The following is an 18,013-nucleotide window of genomic DNA, read 5'->3' on the forward strand; positions in this document are numbered from 1 at the left end:
CGACTAATCCAGCGCAACACCAAACACATACACATCCACGCCATTCGCTGGCTTGATCACGGTGGCAGGAATCGCCACCCCACTGCGCCAGTTATTCACGGCCTCCTGCTTGCCAGCGCCCGTCACCAGAAAAATCACCGCCCGTGTATGGCTCAAACGACGCGCACTGATGGAAACGCGCTCTGCCGGTGGCTTGGGGGAATTGTAGACAGGGAACGCATCCACGCTGTCGTCCCACGTATGCCCGGGGAACAGGCTCGCCGTGTGGCCATCTTCGCCCAGGCCCAGCAGCACCAGATCAAACTCGCCCAGGCCTTGCAGAGTTTTAGCATACGCAGCGGCACCTTCCACAGGCCCACGCTCAGCGGGAATATCGTGTATCTGATCGGCAGGAATCGCCACATGGTCCAGCCATGCCTGACGCGCCATCAGACTGTTGCGCTCGGGGTGATCCGCAGGCAGACAGCGGTCATCGTTATGGTAGACATGCCATTTGCTCCAGTCAGCCTTGGCATGACGCAGCAACTCATACACCTGCTTGGGCGTGTTGCCGCCCGCCAGCACAATGGTAAACGCACCGCGTGCGGCTATCGCCTCCTCTGCCAGCGCTAAAATCCGCTGCAATGTGGCTTCATTAATCGCCTGTTGTGATGTAAATGTGTGCCAACGACTGATTTGTCCATTTAACACTAAACTTTGGGTGGAGTTTTTCGTCATACCTGAAACCTTTGCTATACAATAATGGCCACATACAAGAGCCCATAAAGCGCTCGTATGTAAGTAACATATCTCAACAAGAGATGATGACACATCATCCCGATCAAGGAAAATCAAATGAAAATTGCAATGCTAGGTTTGGGCAAAATGGGCGGCAACATGACACGTCGCCTTCTGAGAAGCGGTATTCAAGTAGTGGGCTTTGACTTCAGCCAGGACACCGTCAATCAGATTGCCTCAGTCAATGGCATGATCCCTTCTACCTCGGTAGAAGATGCTGTTGCAAAACTGGACGGTGAATCTCCTAAAATCGTATGGCTCATGCTGCCAAGCGGCGACCCTACTGAAAATCAGATCAAGGACCTCGTCCCCCTGCTGAACAAAGGCGACATCATCGTCGACGGCGGCAATTCGAATTACAAGCACAGTCAGCGCCGCGGTGCCTGGCTGGCTGAACAAGGCATTGGCTTCATGGACTGTGGCACTTCCGGCGGTATCTGGGGCCTGGAAAACGGCTACTGCCTGATGACCGGCGCTACTCCTGAAGTCGCCAAGGTGCTGGAGCCTGTGATGAAGGCCCTGGCCCACGAAGACCACGGCTGGGCACACGTAGGCCCTGTTGGCTCTGGCCACTTCACCAAGATGATCCACAACGGCATTGAATACGGCATGATGCAAGCCATGGCTGAAGGCCTGGACCTGCTGAAAGGCAAAGAAGAGTTCAATCTGGACCTGGCACAAATCACCGAACTGTGGCGTCATGGCTCCGTGGTCCGCAGCTGGCTCTTGGACCTGACCGCTGAATCCCTCAAAGTTGACCAGACTCTGGAAAACATTGCTCCTTACGTGGCTGACTCCGGCGAAGGCCGCTGGACCGTGGTAGAAGCGGTTGAGCAAGGTGTAGCCGCCCCGGTACTGACCGTGGCACTGCAAGCACGCTTCAGAAGCCAGGACTCCAAGGGCTATAGCTACAAACTGCTGTCCCTGATGCGTAATGCATTTGGCGGCCACGCTGTTAAAACCAAGTAATCGGGTTTAACCAGCAGAACAAAAGGGCATCCGCCACAAGCGGTGCCCTTTTCGTTTTTTTGCAGCATCCCGTTCGCAGTCGGGACAAATCCGCCTCAATCACGGTAAAATCACGCTAATTCATTAATTTGCTATCAACGGAAGCTTTGAACACATGAAACAAATCGATCCTTGTACCCTGGTTCTGTTTGGTGCCAGCGGCAATCTGTCCCGTGTCAAACTCATGCCCGGCCTTTTCCGCCTCGACGCCCTCGGCCGCCTGCCTGAAAAAATGGCAATTCTGTCCGTTGGCCGCAGCGAAGTCAGCCTCGAAGCCTGGCGTGCTGACATCAAGGGCATGCTGGATGCCAAATTCAAAAAGGGCTATGACCAGAAGGTCTTCGAACGTTTCATCGCCCGTAACTTCTACCACGCCAACCCACCGACCGACCCTAATGCCTTCGCCAAGATGAAGGACAAACTGTCGGACGAAGCCACCTTCCCGCAGAACCTCGCGTTCTTCCTGTCGGTGCGCCCATCTGACTTTGCGCAAGTGGTAGACCAGTTGGCCGAAGTTGGCCTCACCAATGAAGACAAATACTGGCGCCGTGTGGTGATCGAGAAGCCATTTGGCACCAACCTGCCATCCGCCAAAGAGCTGCAAGCTTCCATCAGCAAGCACCTCAAGGAAAGCCAGATCTACCGTATCGACCACTACCTCGGCAAATCCGCCCTGCAAAACATCCTGCTGCAGCGCTTTGCCAACACCGTGCTCGAGCCGATCTGGAACAGCGAATATATCGACCACGTGCAGATCACCAACACCGAAATGCTGGGCGTGGGCGACCGCACCCAGTTTTACGATGCCACCGGCGCCCTGCGTGACATGATTCAGAGCCACGTGCTGCAAACCCTGGCGCTGACCACCATGGAACAGCCAAAAGACCTGAGCCCCGACGCCGTGCGCGCCGAAAAGATCAAGGTACTCGAAGCCATCCGCCCTATCCCGGTCAATGACATTGAGCACCATGCCTTCCGCGCCCAATACGCCGCAGGCGAAATCAACGGTGAAAAAGTCCCCGGCTATCTGGAAGAGCTGGGCGACAGCAGCAGCGTGGTGGAAACCTACGCCGCCCTCAAGCTGTTCATCGACAATCCACGCTGGAAAGGTGTGCCGTTCTACATCCGCACCGCCAAGCGCCTGCACGAAGCCGACACCCGCATCTGCATCCGCTTCAAAAAAGCCCCGCTGCAAATCGGCAATGGTCAGCATCAAAACTGGCTCATCATCGGTATTCAGCCACGCGAATGCATCAAGCTCGAAATCGAATCCAAGATTCCAGGCCTGGACATCAACACCCGCACCATTGAGCTCGACGCCGCTAACCGTCAGGACGGCGACGAAACCGTAGACGCCTACGAGGCCCTGCTGCTCAACCTGATGGAAGGCGACAACTCGCAATACCTGCACATCAGCGAAGTAGAAGCCCAATGGCGCCTGGTAGACCCTGTGATCGAAGCCTGGGCCAAGGACCGCAAGCCCGTGCACCAATACCCGGCTGGCAGCCGCGACCCAGAAGCCTCCAAGGTCATCTTCGAACACGAAGACCAATTCTGGCGCTACTCCATCCAGCTGGGCGGCGACGCACACTAATCCCTATAACGGCACAAAGCGGAGCCCCGGCTCCGCTTTTTACATATTCAAGAGAACCCTATGAGCATCAAATCCGATAAATGGATACGTCGCATGGCCGAACAGCACGGCATGATCGAGCCCTTCGAGCCACAGCTGGTCCGCGAACTCAACGGTGAAAAAATCGTCTCCTACGGCACCTCCAGCTACGGCTACGATATCCGCTGCGCCGACGAATTCCGCGTGTTCACCAACATCAACAGCACCATCGTCGACCCCAAGAATTTCGACCCGCAATCCTTCGTCGAAGTCTCCGGCAAAGGCTACTGCGTCATCCCCCCCAACTCCTTTGCCCTCGCCCGCACCGTAGAGTACTTCCGCATCCCCCGCAGCGTGCTCACCGTCTGCCTCGGCAAATCCACCTACGCCCGCTGCGGCATCATCGTCAACGTCACGCCTTTTGAGCCTGAGTGGGAAGGCTACGTGACTCTGGAATTCAGCAATACCACCCCGCTCCCCGCCAAGATTTACGCCGGCGAAGGCTGCGCCCAGGTACTGTTCTTTGAATCCGATGAAATCTGCGAGACATCGTACAAGGATCGTGGTGGGAAGTATCAGGGGCAAGTAGGCGTCACACTGCCTAAGATTTAAGTAATATATCCAGATTGCAACACTCAATAAAAAAGGGGCCTCAAGCCCCTTTTTTGTTACGCCAATCCACGAAAATCATGAAAAAAGACACTACTCCATACACCACAACCTAGTGAAGGTTCTGAATAGAGCCATCCGTCCTGAAAGAGGCACTCTTATGGAAGTAACTCGATTTCACATTATCGTATCTAAATATTGCATCATTTCTGGGGAAACACTGCCTGGACATTCCTGCGAAATCGGCCCTCGCCCTTGGTATGACAACAAACTCTGTAACATCCTTTTCTGTTGCAAAAACAATGACATTAATTGAGTCATCACCCCCAATTACTGTTTTCTTTTCAACCTCCCATTTGAATCCAAGAACATCACTTGATTTCAGGGTATAAGGCCCAAAAAAACAAACACGCGACCACGTGTTGTCGGCAATATTCTTAAAGTTTATTGGTCTGGCGCTTGGGAAATTATTGCGCTGACTATTCTCAATTGCTCCGGGCTGTCCGTCTTTTCATAACAGCCAAAAAGAAGAAGAGCCAGCACGTAATGAATATATTTTGTATACATCATCGAATCATAGCCATGATTAAGCTAAGTCGCAAAAAACACCTCACTGTTATCGAGCAACGGCAGCATAGCGATCAGGCAAACAAGTGAGCCTGACATCATCTGAGTCCGAATGAGAAGGCTATCTAACTCTGGAACTCACACAAACCCGAGATGCTCCCAGCCGGACAGGCGAAATTGAGCGGGAGCTGCTGGATAACATCATCAAGGATTCACTGATTCCTATAGACCGTACACCCCCCCTCAGCTGACCTAGGTCCGGTACGAATTCGCAAATTCCACAACGACTTACAGAACTCCGCCAATCGATATTGATGCGGCCGCACATACGCATAACCTTTAATAACGCTCCACGCTATTAAACTTTATTAAGTTATGATTTAAAGCGAGCTGCTTGAGGTCTCGTTTTCCGCGGCAAACAATGCAATACGCGATCTGGTTAGCCAAGGGATACTCAGTGAACCACAATCAGCTCGCAACCGAGTATTTGTCGCAAGGGATGTGATCGACCTGCTGAATCGGCCAACAAGTAATGAATAAGCCATTAATGTGCAAGCAGAGCCAAAACCTGACAATCTGGGAATGAGCTGATTGGCAGCTATTCCAAGTGCATTAAATCGAAGGGTAAATTTTATACTAGACTGTTTCAAGCCGCATTGTCATGGCGGTTATAGCCCAACTGAAGCTCTGCAACGTCTTCAGTAAAGTCAAGAATAAGTGGAATTACCTCTTTATCAGGATTTTTCTCATTGTAAACATCTACATCAGTTTTTAATTGGAAGCAATCACCGACAACCTGCTGACGTCGTTGCGAAAAAGATTTGAGAAAATGTTCTCTTGGAGCTTGTTTATCGTCCATGTCAGCCCATAAGGAGCTTTGTTTATTACCAACTTTTTGTTTAACAGCATGCATCGCTCTATAGCGGCGTCCGTACTTATCTACTCTATATTCTTCACGGAATACTTGAGAGATGTCAGCAGCAACAGCATCTAAGATTGTTTTGTGGTTAGGTTTTAACAGACCATTTTTCAGTGCCCAAGCGGCAATCTCATGAGGATCTACTGGGCCTGTTACTCCCTTTTCCCTCTTGAAGCGTTCAAGATATTCTCGGATGGTATTTGAGTAGCTCGACATACGATGCTCCTATTAAAGAGGATATATTTGGCCAAAGCCATCTGTTACTGCACTTGATGTAATAATGTGGCGCACCTTCACTTGATATTTCTTTAAAAATGCATAGTTATTCAGTCGACGTTGTAGTTGTCCAACAACTAACCCTGGATGAAGATTCAATTTTTTAGCAAATAAGGTAACTTTTTGGTCTGAAAAAAAAGGATTCACTCGATCATAAAAATTGGCCAGTTGATCTTGAGGTACACAAAATTGTGCTCCTGCTCTATTTGCCAGCTTTTCTTCAGGAGGTATATCTTCAGTTTCTAATCCAAGGTCTTCGTCCAAACATTCTTTATCCTGCCCATGCTTTAAGAGTACATGTTCAATTTCATGCCTTAGAACAAACCAAAAATTGTCAATCGTATCCTTTTTGGTGGTCATTCCAATAACAGGGGAATCTTTGTCTAGCCAGAAGCATGCACCATCGATTTTTGAGCCAGGCAGTGCCTCAACGATAATAAATCGAACACCACAATCTGCCAGCAATTTAGGGACGTGCCTAATTTCCTCAGGAGAAAGTAAAAGTGAGGATAGGTTTTCTAAAACAGCTTTAAGTTTTTTCTCAGAATAAGGTTCAATCAATAACGTTTTTGCAATGCTTTTAACCCGAAAGAGCCACGCATGTTGAAGCATTGTTTGTGAATCGTATGAAGTCTTTTTTGCTGCATGACTAAATTGAACGCTATCGTTAATGGAGGTGATGTTAAAAAATTTAAATACTTGATTTTCAAGTAGATCAATATTTTGACTAGCGTCGACCCATCCCCGTTTTACCATTTCCCTAACAGGAAACCTGTCATGAAGTTTTGCTTTCCGAGAAATGAAATTCTCCTTTGGCCTTACTTTAGAAAGTTGATATTGACTTTCTAGGTTGAGCCAAAACTCGGGCCCAGTTCCAAGGGCCTCTCCTAATGCAATTGCAGTTTCAGGAGTTATAGAACGCTTCCCAGTAATAATTTCGCTGATAATACGAGTGTCGCGCTCGATAATTTCAGCAAACTCAACCTGGGTCCATCCACGAGCGTCTAGCTCATCTTTTAAAAACTCTCCTGGAGGAAAAACCTCAGCAGGTACTCTTGTATTCATCTATATTCTCCCGCCCAAAATTTTATTAGTGATAATCTTCAATGCTAATGACAATAACGATTTTGCCGTCTCCTTGAGTCTTGAATTTGAGAATCAGGCGCCATTGCTCGTTAAGTCTCATAGAATATTCGCCAACTCGGTTACCAACGAGCTTTTCGAAATGTAAAGACTTCAATGCGTAAAAGGCTCTCTCATCCGTTGCAGCCCTAATTGTCTGAATACGCTTTCTATAAGCTCTAACGATAGCTAACGGATACCCAGCATAAAAGCTGGAATCTATTTCTAATCGTTCTAATTGTTCATCTTCAAATTCGATTTCCATTATTATTATTCCGCCAATTTGAAGAAATAATATACATATTTACACCATGTGTAAATATGTATATTAAATATTGGGATGATAAGCAGGTGCCTTTAGGCAAAAAAAGACCCAGATTGCTGGGGGCCTTGCTATTGCTGGCTCCTCAATCTGGGCTAGAGCTAGGGACACAAAGAGCTACCATACCCCCCCTAATCCCAACTCAACGCCCCACCCGTCTGGTATTCCGTCACTCTGGTCTCAAAGAAATTCTTCTCTTTCTTCAAATCCATCATTTCGCTCATCCAGGGGAAGGGGTTGCTGGCGCCGGGGTATAGGGCGTCGATGCCGATTTGCTGCATGCGGCGGTTGGCGATGAAGCGGAGGTATTCTTTGAACATGGCGGCGTTGAGGCCGAGCACGCCGCGGGGCATGGTGTCTTCGGCGTAGCGGTATTCCAACTCCACGGCTTGTTGCATCAGGCGTTTGATTTCTTCGCGGAATTCGGGGGTCCACAGGTGCGGGTTTTCGAGCTTGAGGGTGTTGATGAGGTCGATGCCGAAATTGCAGTGCATGGATTCATCGCGCAGGATGTATTGGTATTGCTCGGCGGCGCCTTGCATTTTGTTCTGGCGGCCGAGGGCGAGTATCTGCACAAAGCCGACGTAGAAAAACAGGCCTTCCATAATGCAGGCGAAGACGATGAGCGAGCGCAGCAGCTGCTGGTCGGCTTGTGTGGTGCCGGTTTTGAATTCGGGGTCGGTCAGGGTGTTGATGAAGGGGATGAGGAAGTCGTCTTTATCGCGGATGCTGGAGACTTCTTGATAGGCGTTGAAGATTTCGCTTTCGTCCAGTCCCAGGCTTTCGACGATGTATTGGTAGGCGTGGGTGTGGATGGCTTCTTCAAAGGCCTGGCGCAGCAGGTATTGGCGGCACTCGGGCGCGGTGATGTGGCGATAGGTGCCGAGCACGATGTTGTTGGCGGCGAGCGAATCGGCGGTGGTGAAAAAGCCGAGGTTGCGCTTCACGATCAGGCGTTCGTCTTCGGTGAGCGCGCTGCTGTCTTTCCACTGGGCAATGTCGCGGCTCATGGAGATTTCTTGCGGCATCCAGTGGTTGGCGCAGCCTGCCAGGTATTTGTCCCACGCCCAGTGGTATTTGAATGGCACGAGCTGGTTAACGTCGGTTTGGCCGTTGATCACGCGCTTGTCTACCGCTTGCACGCGGCCCGTCGCGCTGGGCTGGTTGGCGGCGCTGTGGGCATTAGCGATGGCGGCGGCAGATGGCATGGCGGATGCTGCGCTTGGGGTAGCGGCTGGCGCGGCAGCAGGGGCAATCAGGATATCTTCTTCAAAATTCAGCATGGTGTTTCCTTAAAATTCGGCGGTGAAGGTGCGACCCACCTTGGGGCAGGCAAAGTGCAGCCCCAAGGGTGGATCGCAGACCATCAGAGGGTTATTGGCAGGCTTCGCAGTCCGGGTCGTCGATCAGGCATTGCTTGGGCTCAGGCTCGGCGCTGGGGCTTGCCGCCGCTACGGGCAAGCCGGACGACACCGCATTGAGCTCCCCGCCCTGCCCGGTCGATTTCTCGGCCGAGGTGGCGCCCAGCGAGCGCAGGTAATACGTGGTTTTAAGGCCACGCAGCCAGGCCAGCAGATAGACGTCATTAAGCTTTTTGCCGGATGGCGCGGCGAAGTAGAGGTTGAGCGATTGCGCCTGGTCTATCCATTTCTGGCGGCGGGCAGCGGCTTCTACCAGCCACACCGGGTCTACCTCAAACGCCGTGGCGTACAGCTGCTTGAGGTCCGCCGGCACGCGCTCGATGGCGGCCAGCGAGCCGTCGTAATACTTGATGTCGGCAATCATCACTTCATCCCACAGGCCACGCGCTTTCAGGTCTTGCACCAGTTGCTCGTTCACCACGGTGAATTCACCGGAGAGATTGGATTTCACATACAGGTTCTGGTATTCCGGCTCGATGCTGGCGGAGACACCGACGATATTGGAGATCGTCGCTGTGGGTGCAATCGCCACGCAGTTGGAGTTGCGCATGCCCACGCGCTGTATGCGCTGGCGCAGGCTATCCCAATCCAGCGTGCTTGAGCGGTCGACTTCCACCTGACCGCCACGTGCTTCGGATAGCAGACTGAGCGTATCCAGCGGCAATATGCCTTGATCCCACAGGCTGCCACGGAAGGAGGAATACGCGCCCCGCTCTTCCGCCAGATAGCTGGAGGCGAGGTAGGCGTTGTAGCACACGGCTTCCATGGCGTGATCGGCGAATTCCACTGCGGCGGATGAGGCATACGGCACGCGCATGGCGTGCAAGGCATCCTGAAAACCCATGATGCCGAGGCCCACCGGGCGGTGACGGTAATTGGAATTGCGCGCCTTGCCCACGGCGTAGAAGTTAATGTCAACCACGTTATCCAGCATGCGCATCGCCACGCGGATGGTGGCGGCCAGCTTGGTCTGGTCCAGCACGTAGCTGTCGCCTTCGGGCTTCAGGTGCGCCATCAGGTTCACCGAGCCCAGGTTGCACACGGCGATTTCCGTTTCGGAGGTATTCAGCGTGATCTCGGTGCAGAGGTTGGAGCTGTGCACCACGCCCACATGCTGCTGCGGCGAACGGATATTGCACGGGTCTTTGAAGGTGATCCATGGGTGTCCGGTTTCAAACAGCATGGAGAGCATCTTGCGCCACAGCTGCACCGCGGGCACGCGCTTGAACAGCTTGATTTCGCCATGGTCGGCGCGGCGCTCGTAGTTGGTATAGGCCGTCTCGAAAGCCTTGCCATACAGATCATGCAGATCCGGCACGTCAGACGGCGAAAACAGCGTCCAATCCGCATTGGCCTGCACGCGCTGCATAAAGAGGTCAGGAATCCAGTTGGCGGTGTTCATGTCGTGCGTGCGGCGGCGGTCGTCGCCAGTGTTCTTGCGCAGGTCCAGAAACTCTTCCAGGTCCAGATGCCAGCTTTCCAGATAGCCACACACCGCGCCCTTGCGCTTGCCGCCCTGATTCACCGCCACGGCGGTATCGTTGACCACTTTCAGGAAAGGAATCACGCCCTGGCTTTTGCCATTGGTGCCCTTGATGCGCGAGCCCAGCGCCCGCACTGGCGTCCAGTCGTTGCCCAGGCCACCGGCAAATTTTTGCAGCAGCGCGTTTTCCTTGATCGCCTGGTAAATGCCATCCAGATCATCGCTCACGGTGGTGAGGTAGCACGACGACAGCTGCGAATGGCGCGTGCCGCTGTTAAACAAGGTTGGCGTGGAGCTCATGAAATCAAAGCTCGACAGCACATGGTAAAACTCGATGGCGCGGCTTTCGCGGTCAATCTCGTTGATCGCCAGGCCCATGGCCACGCGCATGAAAAACACCTGCGGCAGTTCAATGCGGCGCTCTTCAATATGCAAAAAGTAGCGGTCATACAGCGTCTGCAAACCCAGGTAGCCGAACTGCAGATCGCGGTCGGCCACCAGTACGCTGGCAAGGCGGCTGAGATCAAACTGCGCCAGGCGCTCATCCAGCAATTCGGCGGCAATGCCGGTCTTGATGTATTGCGGAAAATATTCGGCATAGCGCTGCGCCATGGCGGTGTGGCTCACGGCTTCGCCCAGCACCTCGGCACGCACCAGGTCCAGCTGCAAACGGGCGGTAACGTAGTTGTAAGCAGGCTCGCGCTCAATCAGGCTGCGGGCGGAGAGAATCAGCGCGCGGCGCACTTCATCAAACGGCATGCCGTCGTACAGGTCGCGCATGGCTTGCTCCACAATCACGGCGGGTTGCACCGCATCGCCCAGATTCACGCAGGCCTCGGTCACCATGCTCAGCAGCAACTGCTGGTCCAGCGGCACGCGCTTGCCATCCTGCAGCACATGCAGGGTGGGCGCAGGCGCTTGCTGGGCGGCGCGCTCGGCCGCACGCTTTTCGCGGTACAGCACATAGGCACGCGCCACGTCATGCTCGCCGGAGCGCATCAGCGCCAGCTCTACCTGATCCTGAATATCTTCAATGTGGATGGAGCCACCGGCTGGCTTGCGGCGCACCAGGGCGGCCACCACGGTATCGGTCAGCGCCTGCACCTCGGTGCGCATATGGCTGGAAATAGTCGAGTGCTCGCCCGCCACCGCCAAAAACGCCTTGGTCAGCGCAATCGAAATCTTGTCGGCGGCAAACGGCACGGCGGCGCCATCACGGCGTATGACTTGCAAACTGGGGAGTGCAGCATTTAAAACCGGCTGCGCGGTATTGATATCATCCATCTACTTGGCTCCTATCAGGAGCGGGAGTCGGCAACCGACGTACGCAGGCGCAATGACATTGCATTGCCGCTGTACATCCACCACCAGGACCAGCAAGGGAGAAGGCGCAAACCTTCCATCTGCCGAGGACACCCCGCCTCAAACGCGTTGAAAAAATCCACGGCAGGTCTCCTGGCTCCCGGCCTTACGCTTGGCGCCTTCCCGAACCCCGGCAGGTTCAGTGGCTTCAGATGCCTTGCGCTACCAGACTGACATGACGTCAGCCCGATGGCTGGTTACAGTTGCGGGGGCAGCCCCGGCGTTGCATATCGGCGAGAAATATTCTGCAGACACACGCACCGGATTCCCTTTTAACTCGCGGTTTGAATCAAACCTTGAGGACCGTAGTGCTGGCAATGTAACACAATAGGGAGTGGTATCGTCAACAGGGAAATACAAAATATGGGAATAACGCCCTATGTACTCTGGGCGGAATCAAGCTATCGCCGCAAGCCAAAACGCCTGATGGCGCAGGCCCGGGCGACAAATATTTCAATCGCATGACATACGACCGCATAATGTCGGTTGTTGCCCTCCCCCCGGCATTTCATCCCCCATAAAAGAAAGTTGTTGTTCGTGGAAATCGCGTTCGTGTTTGGCAGGCTGGTGTTTTCCATACTCGCCAATGTCTATCAGAAAAAACTGTCGCAGCATCCGCTGCACCCCTTCTTCATGGTGGCGACCAGCTATGTGGTGTTGAGCGTGCTGGCGCTGCCGTTTGTGCCTGTGGTGCATGCTGCCAGCCTGCCGCAGGCGTTCTGGATGAATGTCTTGCTGGCGGCCGTGCTCGATGTCGGCGGCTGGATGTTCATGGTGATGTCGCTCGCCAAAACCGATCTGTCGGTGTTTGGGCCGCTGAATGCTTACAAGGTGGTGATTTCCATGCTGCTCGCCATTGTGTTTCTGGGCGAGGTGCCTACCCTGCAGGGCTTTGCAGGCGTGGCGATTATTGTGGTGGGCAGTTTCTTTCTGATGCCTGCCAACGGTCAGCGCGAGGCCAACCGCATGCTGCTGTTGCTGAAGGAGCGCGGCGTGCAGGCGCGTTTTCTGTCCATCCTGCTGTTTTCCATCGGCACGCTGTTCCTGAAAAACGCGGTGACGGATGGCGGGCCGCTGGCCACGCTGGTGTTCTGGTCGCTGCTGGGCTTGCCGCTGGTGATGCTGGCGAATCTGCTGTTCATACCCGCCAGTGTTAAAGAAAGCACCAAAACCTCGCTGTCGCATTTGCCCACGATTGCCAGCATAGGCGTCATGATTTTCATCATGCAGTACTGCACGCTGGTGCTGCTGTCGCACATGCTGGTGGCGTACACGCTGGCGCTGTTTCAGATGAGCATGGTGTTGCAGGTGCTGGTGGGCTATCAGGTGTTCAAGGAAAAAGACATTCTGCGCAAGCTGATCGCTGCTATCGTCATGATGCTGGGCAGCCTGCTGGTGATTAGCGCCTGACCAAGCCGGGCATTAAAAATGCCAGCGGCCAACGCATGCATTGATACGTGGGCCGCTGGCAAGGTTTACACGAGCGATAATCCCGAGATCACGCCGCCTTGTGATTGAGCTTCTCGTGGCGGAGCTGACGCGCTGCGGCGACCATGTGTTGCAGGGCGGCGATTGTTTCCGGCCAGCCGCGGGTTTTGAGGCCGCAATCCGGATTCACCCACAGACGCTCTACCGGGATCACCTCAATCGCTCGCTTCAGCAAGGTGGTCATGGCTTCCACACTCGGCACCCGCGGCGAGTGAATGTCATACACGCCGGGGCCGATGTCGTTGGGGTAATCAAACTCGCCAAAGCCATCCAGCAGTTCCATCGCCGAGCGCGACGTCTCAATGGTAATCACGTCGGCATCCATCGCGGCAATCGACGGCAGAATGTCGTTGAACTCCGAATAGCACATGTGGGTGTGTATCTGCGTGCCGTCTTCCGCCACGCTGGCCGATAGCTTGAATGCCCGCACCGCCCATGCCAGATATTGCGCCCATTTGGCCTGCTGCAAAGGCAGCCCTTCGCGGAAGGCAGGTTCGTCAATCTGGATGATGGCAATGCCGGCCTGCTGCAGATCGGCCACTTCATCGCGTATCGCCAGCGCCAGTTGCAAGGCGGTGGTTTCGCGTGGCTGGTCATCGCGCACAAACGACCATTGCAGCATGGTCACCGGACCTGTGAGCATGCCCTTGACCGGCTTGCTGGTGAGCGACTGCGCGTAGCGGGCCTCCGCCACCGTCATCGCCAGCGGACGATGCACATCGCCATAGATAATCGGCGGTTTGACGCAGCGCGAGCCATAGCTCTGCACCCAGCCGTACTGGCTGAACACATAGCCTGCCAGCTGCTCGCCGAAGTATTCCACCATGTCGTTGCGCTCGGCTTCGCCGTGCACCAGCACATCCAGATCCAGCGCCAGTTGTTGCTCAATGGCATGGCGGATATTCTGCTGCATGGCCAGCGTGTAATCCTGCGCACTCAGATCGCCCCGGCGAAACGCTGCCCGGCTGGCGCGTATATCGGCGGTCTGCGGAAAAGAGCCTATGGTGGTGGTCGGCAGCAAAGGCAGCCGCAAACGCTTTTGCTGCGCCAGACGCCGCTCGGCAAACGGGCTGCTACGCTCGGCGGATAACTGCGGCAGATGCTGCAAGCGCTGCTGCACACTCTCGTTATGCACACGTGGCGATGCGCCACGAGAAGCGATGGCCTTGCGCGCGGCTTGAAACTCGGCAGCCACGCTATCCACCCCGTGATTCAGCGCCTGCTGCAACAGCTGCAACTCACGCAGTTTTTCATCGGCAAACGCCAGCCAGGAGCGTATTTCTGCGTCCATAGACGACTCCTGCGCCAGCGAAACCGGCACATGCAACAGCGAGCACGATGGCGCGATCCACAAGCGATCTCCCAGCCGCTGCGCTACCGGCTGCAACAGCTGCAAGGTCTTGTCGAGATCGTTGCGCCAGACATTGCGGCCATCCACCACCCCGGCGGAAAGCACCCAGTGGCTGGGCAAGGCCGCCAGCCAAGCGGCGAGCTGTTCTGGCGCCCGCACCAGGTCGATATGCAGGCCATCCACTGGCAAAGCGGTGACCGCGCCCACATAGCGTGCCACGCTCTCAAAATACGTCGTCAGCAACAGCTTGGGCCTGTGGTCGCGGATGCGGGCATAGGCATCAGCAAACGCCGCCAGCCAGCGTGCATCGAGGTCCAGGGCCAGCACCGGCTCATCAATCTGCACCCAGGCAATGCCGCGCAGCTTGAGCTCGCTCAGCAAAGCGGCATATTGCGCGCACAAGGCAGGCAGCAGGCTCAGGCGATCAAACCCGACATCGCGGCTCTTGCCCAGATACAGCCAAGACACCGGGCCCAGCAATACGGGCTTGAGCTCGGCGCCGGTGGTCAGCGCCTGGTCTATCTGCAGCAGAAACGCATGGGCGTTGATGGAAAATTCGGTCTCCGCGCTCAGTTCTGGCACCAGGTAGTGGTAGTTGGTATCAAACCACTTGGTCATTTCCAGCGCGGGCTGCTCGGCATTGCCGCGGGCCAGGGCAAAGTAGTCCTGCGCCTGCAATGGCCGCCCGGCAAAGCCAAAGCGCGGCGGCGTGGCGCCAAACAGCACAGTGTGGTCCAGCACATGGTCGTAGCATGAAAAATCATTGACGCTGATAAAGGCCAGGCCGGCGTCTATCTGCTTTTGCCAATGCGTCTCGCGCAGCTGGCGCGCGGTTTGCTCCAGCGCGGCTTCATGGCGGGCTTCTTCGCCGGGCGCGCTTTTCCAGAACGCCTCCAGCGCGACTTTCAGTTCACGGTTGGCCCCGACGCGCGGGTACCCCAGGATATGGGCTTTGATCATGACAACTCACCTCTCAATAACGAAGGCCGCAGTTTGCGTGCTATCATCGAATTAATAAAGCGAGTTTTTTTCCATTAAACTTGAATTAAATTCATATCATGATCGAAATCCGACATCTCAAATCCTTCAAGGCCATTGCCGAAAGCGGCAAGCTGGCGCTGGCCGCCGAGCGCGTTTACCTGACGCAATCGGCGCTCTCGCACCAGATACGCTCGGTGGAGCAGTATTACCAGATCACGCTGTTTCAGCGCACCGCGCACGGCTTGCGCTTTACGCCTGCGGGCGAACGCCTGCTCAAGCTGGCGGACATCGTGCTGGAAGCCACGGCGCAGGCGGAGCGCGATCTGGAGCGGCTGAAGTCCGACCAATCCGGCGAGTTGCGCATTGTGCTGGAATGCCACACCTGCTTTGACTGGCTGACGCCGGTGATGGATGCCTTTAGGCGTGCCTGGCCGGAGGTGGAGCTGGACCTGGTGGCCGGGTTTCATAGCGACCCCTGGAGCCTGATCAAGGAAGGCAAGGCGGATTTTGTCATTGGCGGCCTGCCAGGCAAGATGAAGATGCTGCAGCACGTACCGCTTTTCACTTTTGAAATCATGGCGGTATTGCCTACGGACCATCCCCTGCACACCCGGCCCTTTTTGCAGGCCGAAGATTTCAGCGGCAGCACGCTGATCACCTATCCGGTACCGGAGGAACGCATTGACCTGATACGCGAAGTCCTGCATCCGGCCAATGTGGCGTTTGACCGTCGCACGGCCGAGCTGACTGTCGCCATCATGCAGCTGGTGGCGAGCCGTCGCGGGCTGGCGGCGCTGCCCAGCTGGGGCATACAGAGCTATCTGGAGCATGAGTATGTGATCGCCAAACCCATCACGCGCAAAGGCCTGTGGTCGGAGCTTTACGCTACCGGCAATACCGAAATCATGGCGCGGCCTTATGCGGTGGATCTGGTGCGGATTATCCGCGAAACCTGCCTGGATACGCTGGCAGGCATACGTTTGCTGTGAAACAAACGATTGATTTAATTTAACTAATTAATGCAATCTTAATAATGCAAATGGCAATTTGACCGAACTTAAGCCAGAAGATGGGGTTCTAACCGGGACAAGCAAGCCCAAATGAAAATGACCAAAGGAGAATAATCAATGATGAAATCATGGCCGAGTTCCCTTATTACCATTGCAATGACCGCTGCATTAATGACTGCCTGCTCAAAACCAGAGCCGGCAACCCCGGAAACCGCAGAAGCCCCTGCGGCCACCACCCCGCCACCCGCTGCCGCCCCTGAGGCTGCTCCTGCGGCATCAGGCAAGGCAGAACCCGGTGGCTATGTGCCCGCTGAACACGAGAAGGTCGCCCCCGCTCCGGAAGGCACCGAACCTCACACCGCCGCACCAGACGAGACCAAGACTGAATAAACCTGGGCTCGTGACGTAATTTTTTATGTCATCTGGCTGTGAACAAGTTGCCCCGTGGGTGACCAGGCATTGTGCTGGTCACCCACGTTGCTTTTAGCTTTTTACTTTGGCCGATGGTCTGACGCCAGACTGGGTAACTGGTGATCGCGTGACTTTTGATTCTAAGACCAGAGAAGGTTTAACCACCACCGAACACGTCATCCCTGCCACCAGGGTTAAATCCCGGGGTATCTCATCCAGCCGTATCCGCACCGGCACCCGTTGTGACAGGCGCACCCAGTTGAAACTGGGGTTCACATTCGCCAGCAGCCGCACGTCGGTGGGGTTGTCGCGGTCGGTAATGCCCATGGCGATGCTTTCCACATGCCCCTGCAGGCGGCGGCCGGTGCCCAGCAACTGGATCTCGGCGGCATCGCCCACATGCACCAGCGGCAGCTTGTGCTCTTCAAAATAGCCGTATACCCAGAAAGAATGCTGATCAATGATGGCCAGCTTGGCCGCGCCCACCTGGGCATAATCGCCCGGACGTACCAGCAGGTTGGACACCCAGCCATCCACGGGTGAGCGCACGGTGCTGCGGGTGAGGTCGAGCTGGGCTTTTTCCAGGGTAACCAGCGCAGCCTCGTAGTCGGCTTTGGCGGCCACGGCGCCGAGGTCGGTGTCTTCGCGGTTTTCGCGAGAAATCACCTCATCATCCAGGCTGGCACGGCGCTGTGCCTGATTGCGCTTCATCTGCAGCGCCGCCTTGCGTTGATTCACGATGGCATTGGCTTCGGCCACGGCATGGCGAAAATGCTCAGGGTCAATCTGAAACAGCACATCGCCACGATGCACAAACTGGTTGTCGCGCACCGCCACCTTCATCACCAGCCCGGCCACATCCGGCGCGATATTCACCACGTCGGCCCGTACCCGGCCATCGCGCGTCCAGGGCGAATCCATGTAGCGCACCCACAGCTTTTGGGCGAGAAAGACCGCAGCGGCAGCGAGGGCCAGCGTGATCAGTATCCTGAACAGGCGTTTCAGATAAAATTTCATGGCAAGTTTCCTTCACAAATTCTGCGCGTGATTTCCAAGGCATTAACACCATCGCGCTTCACATTTCCTGCGTTCATCACTGGTAAATCCACAGCCCCAGGCCCGCAAACAGACATCCGAACACCGACAAGCGAAACAGTGCGGGGTACCAGACCAGGCGATAAGCGCCGAGCCAGGCAAACATACGGTCTAGCACCAGGGTGCCAACCGCCGCTGCAATAAATGCCAGCAGCAAAGTGGGCACCAGGGCATCGAGCAAGGCAAATTCACGTGGCAT

The 18,013-nt window shown here is 55.1% G+C and carries 15 protein-coding genes and 1 riboswitch; of the genes, 6 read left to right on the forward strand and 9 right to left on the reverse strand.

Annotation, left to right across the window (positions count from 1 at the left end; genetic code table 11):
- Positions 1-3: 3 nt before the first annotated feature.
- Positions 4-717 (reverse strand): 6-phosphogluconolactonase, encoded by a 714-nt coding sequence (gene pgl / locus FNL37_RS08415; RefSeq protein ID WP_159355806.1) that lies wholly within the window; start codon positions 715-717, stop codon positions 4-6.
- A gap of 117 nt (positions 718-834) precedes the next feature.
- On the opposite strand from pgl, the gene gnd reads away from it, so the two are divergent.
- From gnd to dcd, 3 genes are all read left to right on the forward strand, one after another.
- Positions 835-1,746 carry a phosphogluconate dehydrogenase (NAD(+)-dependent, decarboxylating) gene (gene gnd, locus FNL37_RS08420; protein ID WP_015829859.1) on the forward strand — a complete coding sequence of 304 codons (912 nt, stop codon included), beginning with the start codon at positions 835-837 and terminating at the stop codon, positions 1,744-1,746.
- Positions 1,747-1,900: 154 nt separating this feature from the next.
- Positions 1,901-3,379 (forward strand): glucose-6-phosphate dehydrogenase, encoded by a 1,479-nt coding sequence (gene zwf, locus FNL37_RS08425; RefSeq protein ID WP_015829858.1) that lies wholly within the window; start codon positions 1,901-1,903, stop codon positions 3,377-3,379.
- 60 nt (positions 3,380-3,439) lie between these two features.
- Positions 3,440-4,009 carry a dCTP deaminase gene (gene dcd / locus FNL37_RS08430; protein WP_159355807.1) on the forward strand — a complete coding sequence of 190 codons (570 nt, stop codon included), beginning with the start codon at positions 3,440-3,442 and terminating at the stop codon, positions 4,007-4,009.
- 1,210 nt (positions 4,010-5,219) lie between these two features.
- Here dcd and FNL37_RS08435 read toward each other — a convergent pair.
- The 5 genes from FNL37_RS08435 to FNL37_RS08455 all read right to left on the reverse strand — a co-directional run bounded on the left by FNL37_RS08435 (position 5,220) and on the right by FNL37_RS08455 (position 11,400).
- Positions 5,220-5,708, reverse strand: coding sequence for a hypothetical protein (locus FNL37_RS08435; RefSeq protein ID WP_159355808.1), 489 nt, complete (start codon positions 5,706-5,708; stop codon positions 5,220-5,222).
- 12 nt (positions 5,709-5,720) lie between these two features.
- Complete coding sequence (locus FNL37_RS08440; RefSeq protein ID WP_159355809.1) at positions 5,721-6,833, reverse strand: HigA family addiction module antitoxin; 1,113 nt, start codon at positions 6,831-6,833, stop codon at positions 5,721-5,723.
- Between the two features lie 25 nt (positions 6,834-6,858).
- Entirely contained in the window at positions 6,859-7,155 is a 297-nt protein-coding gene (locus FNL37_RS08445; protein ID WP_159355810.1) for a type II toxin-antitoxin system RelE/ParE family toxin, read from the reverse strand.
- Positions 7,156-7,343: 188 nt separating this feature from the next.
- Positions 7,344-8,495, reverse strand: a complete 1,152-nt coding sequence (locus tag FNL37_RS08450; protein ID WP_159355811.1) for a ribonucleotide-diphosphate reductase subunit beta — start codon at positions 8,493-8,495, stop codon at positions 7,344-7,346.
- A gap of 91 nt (positions 8,496-8,586) precedes the next feature.
- Positions 8,587-11,400: a ribonucleoside-diphosphate reductase subunit alpha gene (locus FNL37_RS08455; RefSeq protein WP_159355812.1), complete on the reverse strand. Its 2,814-nt coding sequence runs from the start codon at positions 11,398-11,400 to the stop codon at positions 8,587-8,589.
- A gap of 144 nt (positions 11,401-11,544) precedes the next feature.
- A riboswitch (cobalamin riboswitch) is annotated at positions 11,545-11,801 on the reverse strand.
- 214 nt (positions 11,802-12,015) lie between these two features.
- On the opposite strand from FNL37_RS08455, the gene FNL37_RS08460 reads away from it, so the two are divergent.
- Positions 12,016-12,888: an EamA family transporter gene (locus tag FNL37_RS08460; protein ID WP_244948236.1), complete on the forward strand. Its 873-nt coding sequence runs from the start codon at positions 12,016-12,018 to the stop codon at positions 12,886-12,888.
- An 88-nt stretch (positions 12,889-12,976) separates the two neighbouring features.
- Here FNL37_RS08460 and metE read toward each other — a convergent pair whose 3' ends face one another.
- Complete coding sequence (gene metE / locus FNL37_RS08465; RefSeq protein ID WP_159355814.1) at positions 12,977-15,277, reverse strand: 5-methyltetrahydropteroyltriglutamate--homocysteine S-methyltransferase; 2,301 nt, start codon at positions 15,275-15,277, stop codon at positions 12,977-12,979.
- Positions 15,278-15,375: 98 nt separating this feature from the next.
- On the opposite strand from metE, the gene FNL37_RS08470 reads away from it, so the two are divergent.
- Entirely contained in the window at positions 15,376-16,287 is a 912-nt protein-coding gene (locus tag FNL37_RS08470; RefSeq protein WP_013441927.1) for a LysR family transcriptional regulator, read from the forward strand.
- A gap of 192 nt (positions 16,288-16,479) precedes the next feature.
- Positions 16,480-16,698: a hypothetical protein gene (locus FNL37_RS08475; protein ID WP_244948237.1), complete on the forward strand. Its 219-nt coding sequence runs from the start codon at positions 16,480-16,482 to the stop codon at positions 16,696-16,698.
- 93 nt (positions 16,699-16,791) lie between these two features.
- Here FNL37_RS08475 and FNL37_RS08480 read toward each other — a convergent pair whose 3' ends face one another.
- Both FNL37_RS08480 and FNL37_RS08485 read right to left on the reverse strand, forming a co-directional pair.
- On the reverse strand, positions 16,792-17,736 hold the full coding sequence (locus tag FNL37_RS08480) for an efflux RND transporter periplasmic adaptor subunit (protein ID WP_159355816.1): 945 nt from the start codon (positions 17,734-17,736) through the stop codon (positions 16,792-16,794).
- 76 nt (positions 17,737-17,812) lie between these two features.
- Positions 17,813-18,013, reverse strand: coding sequence for a DUF1656 domain-containing protein (locus tag FNL37_RS08485; RefSeq protein ID WP_015829848.1), 201 nt, complete (start codon positions 18,011-18,013; stop codon positions 17,813-17,815).

Source organism: Methylovorus glucosotrophus, from assembly GCF_009858335.1.
In the GTDB taxonomy this organism is placed as follows: domain Bacteria; phylum Pseudomonadota; class Gammaproteobacteria; order Burkholderiales; family Methylophilaceae; genus Methylovorus; species Methylovorus glucosotrophus.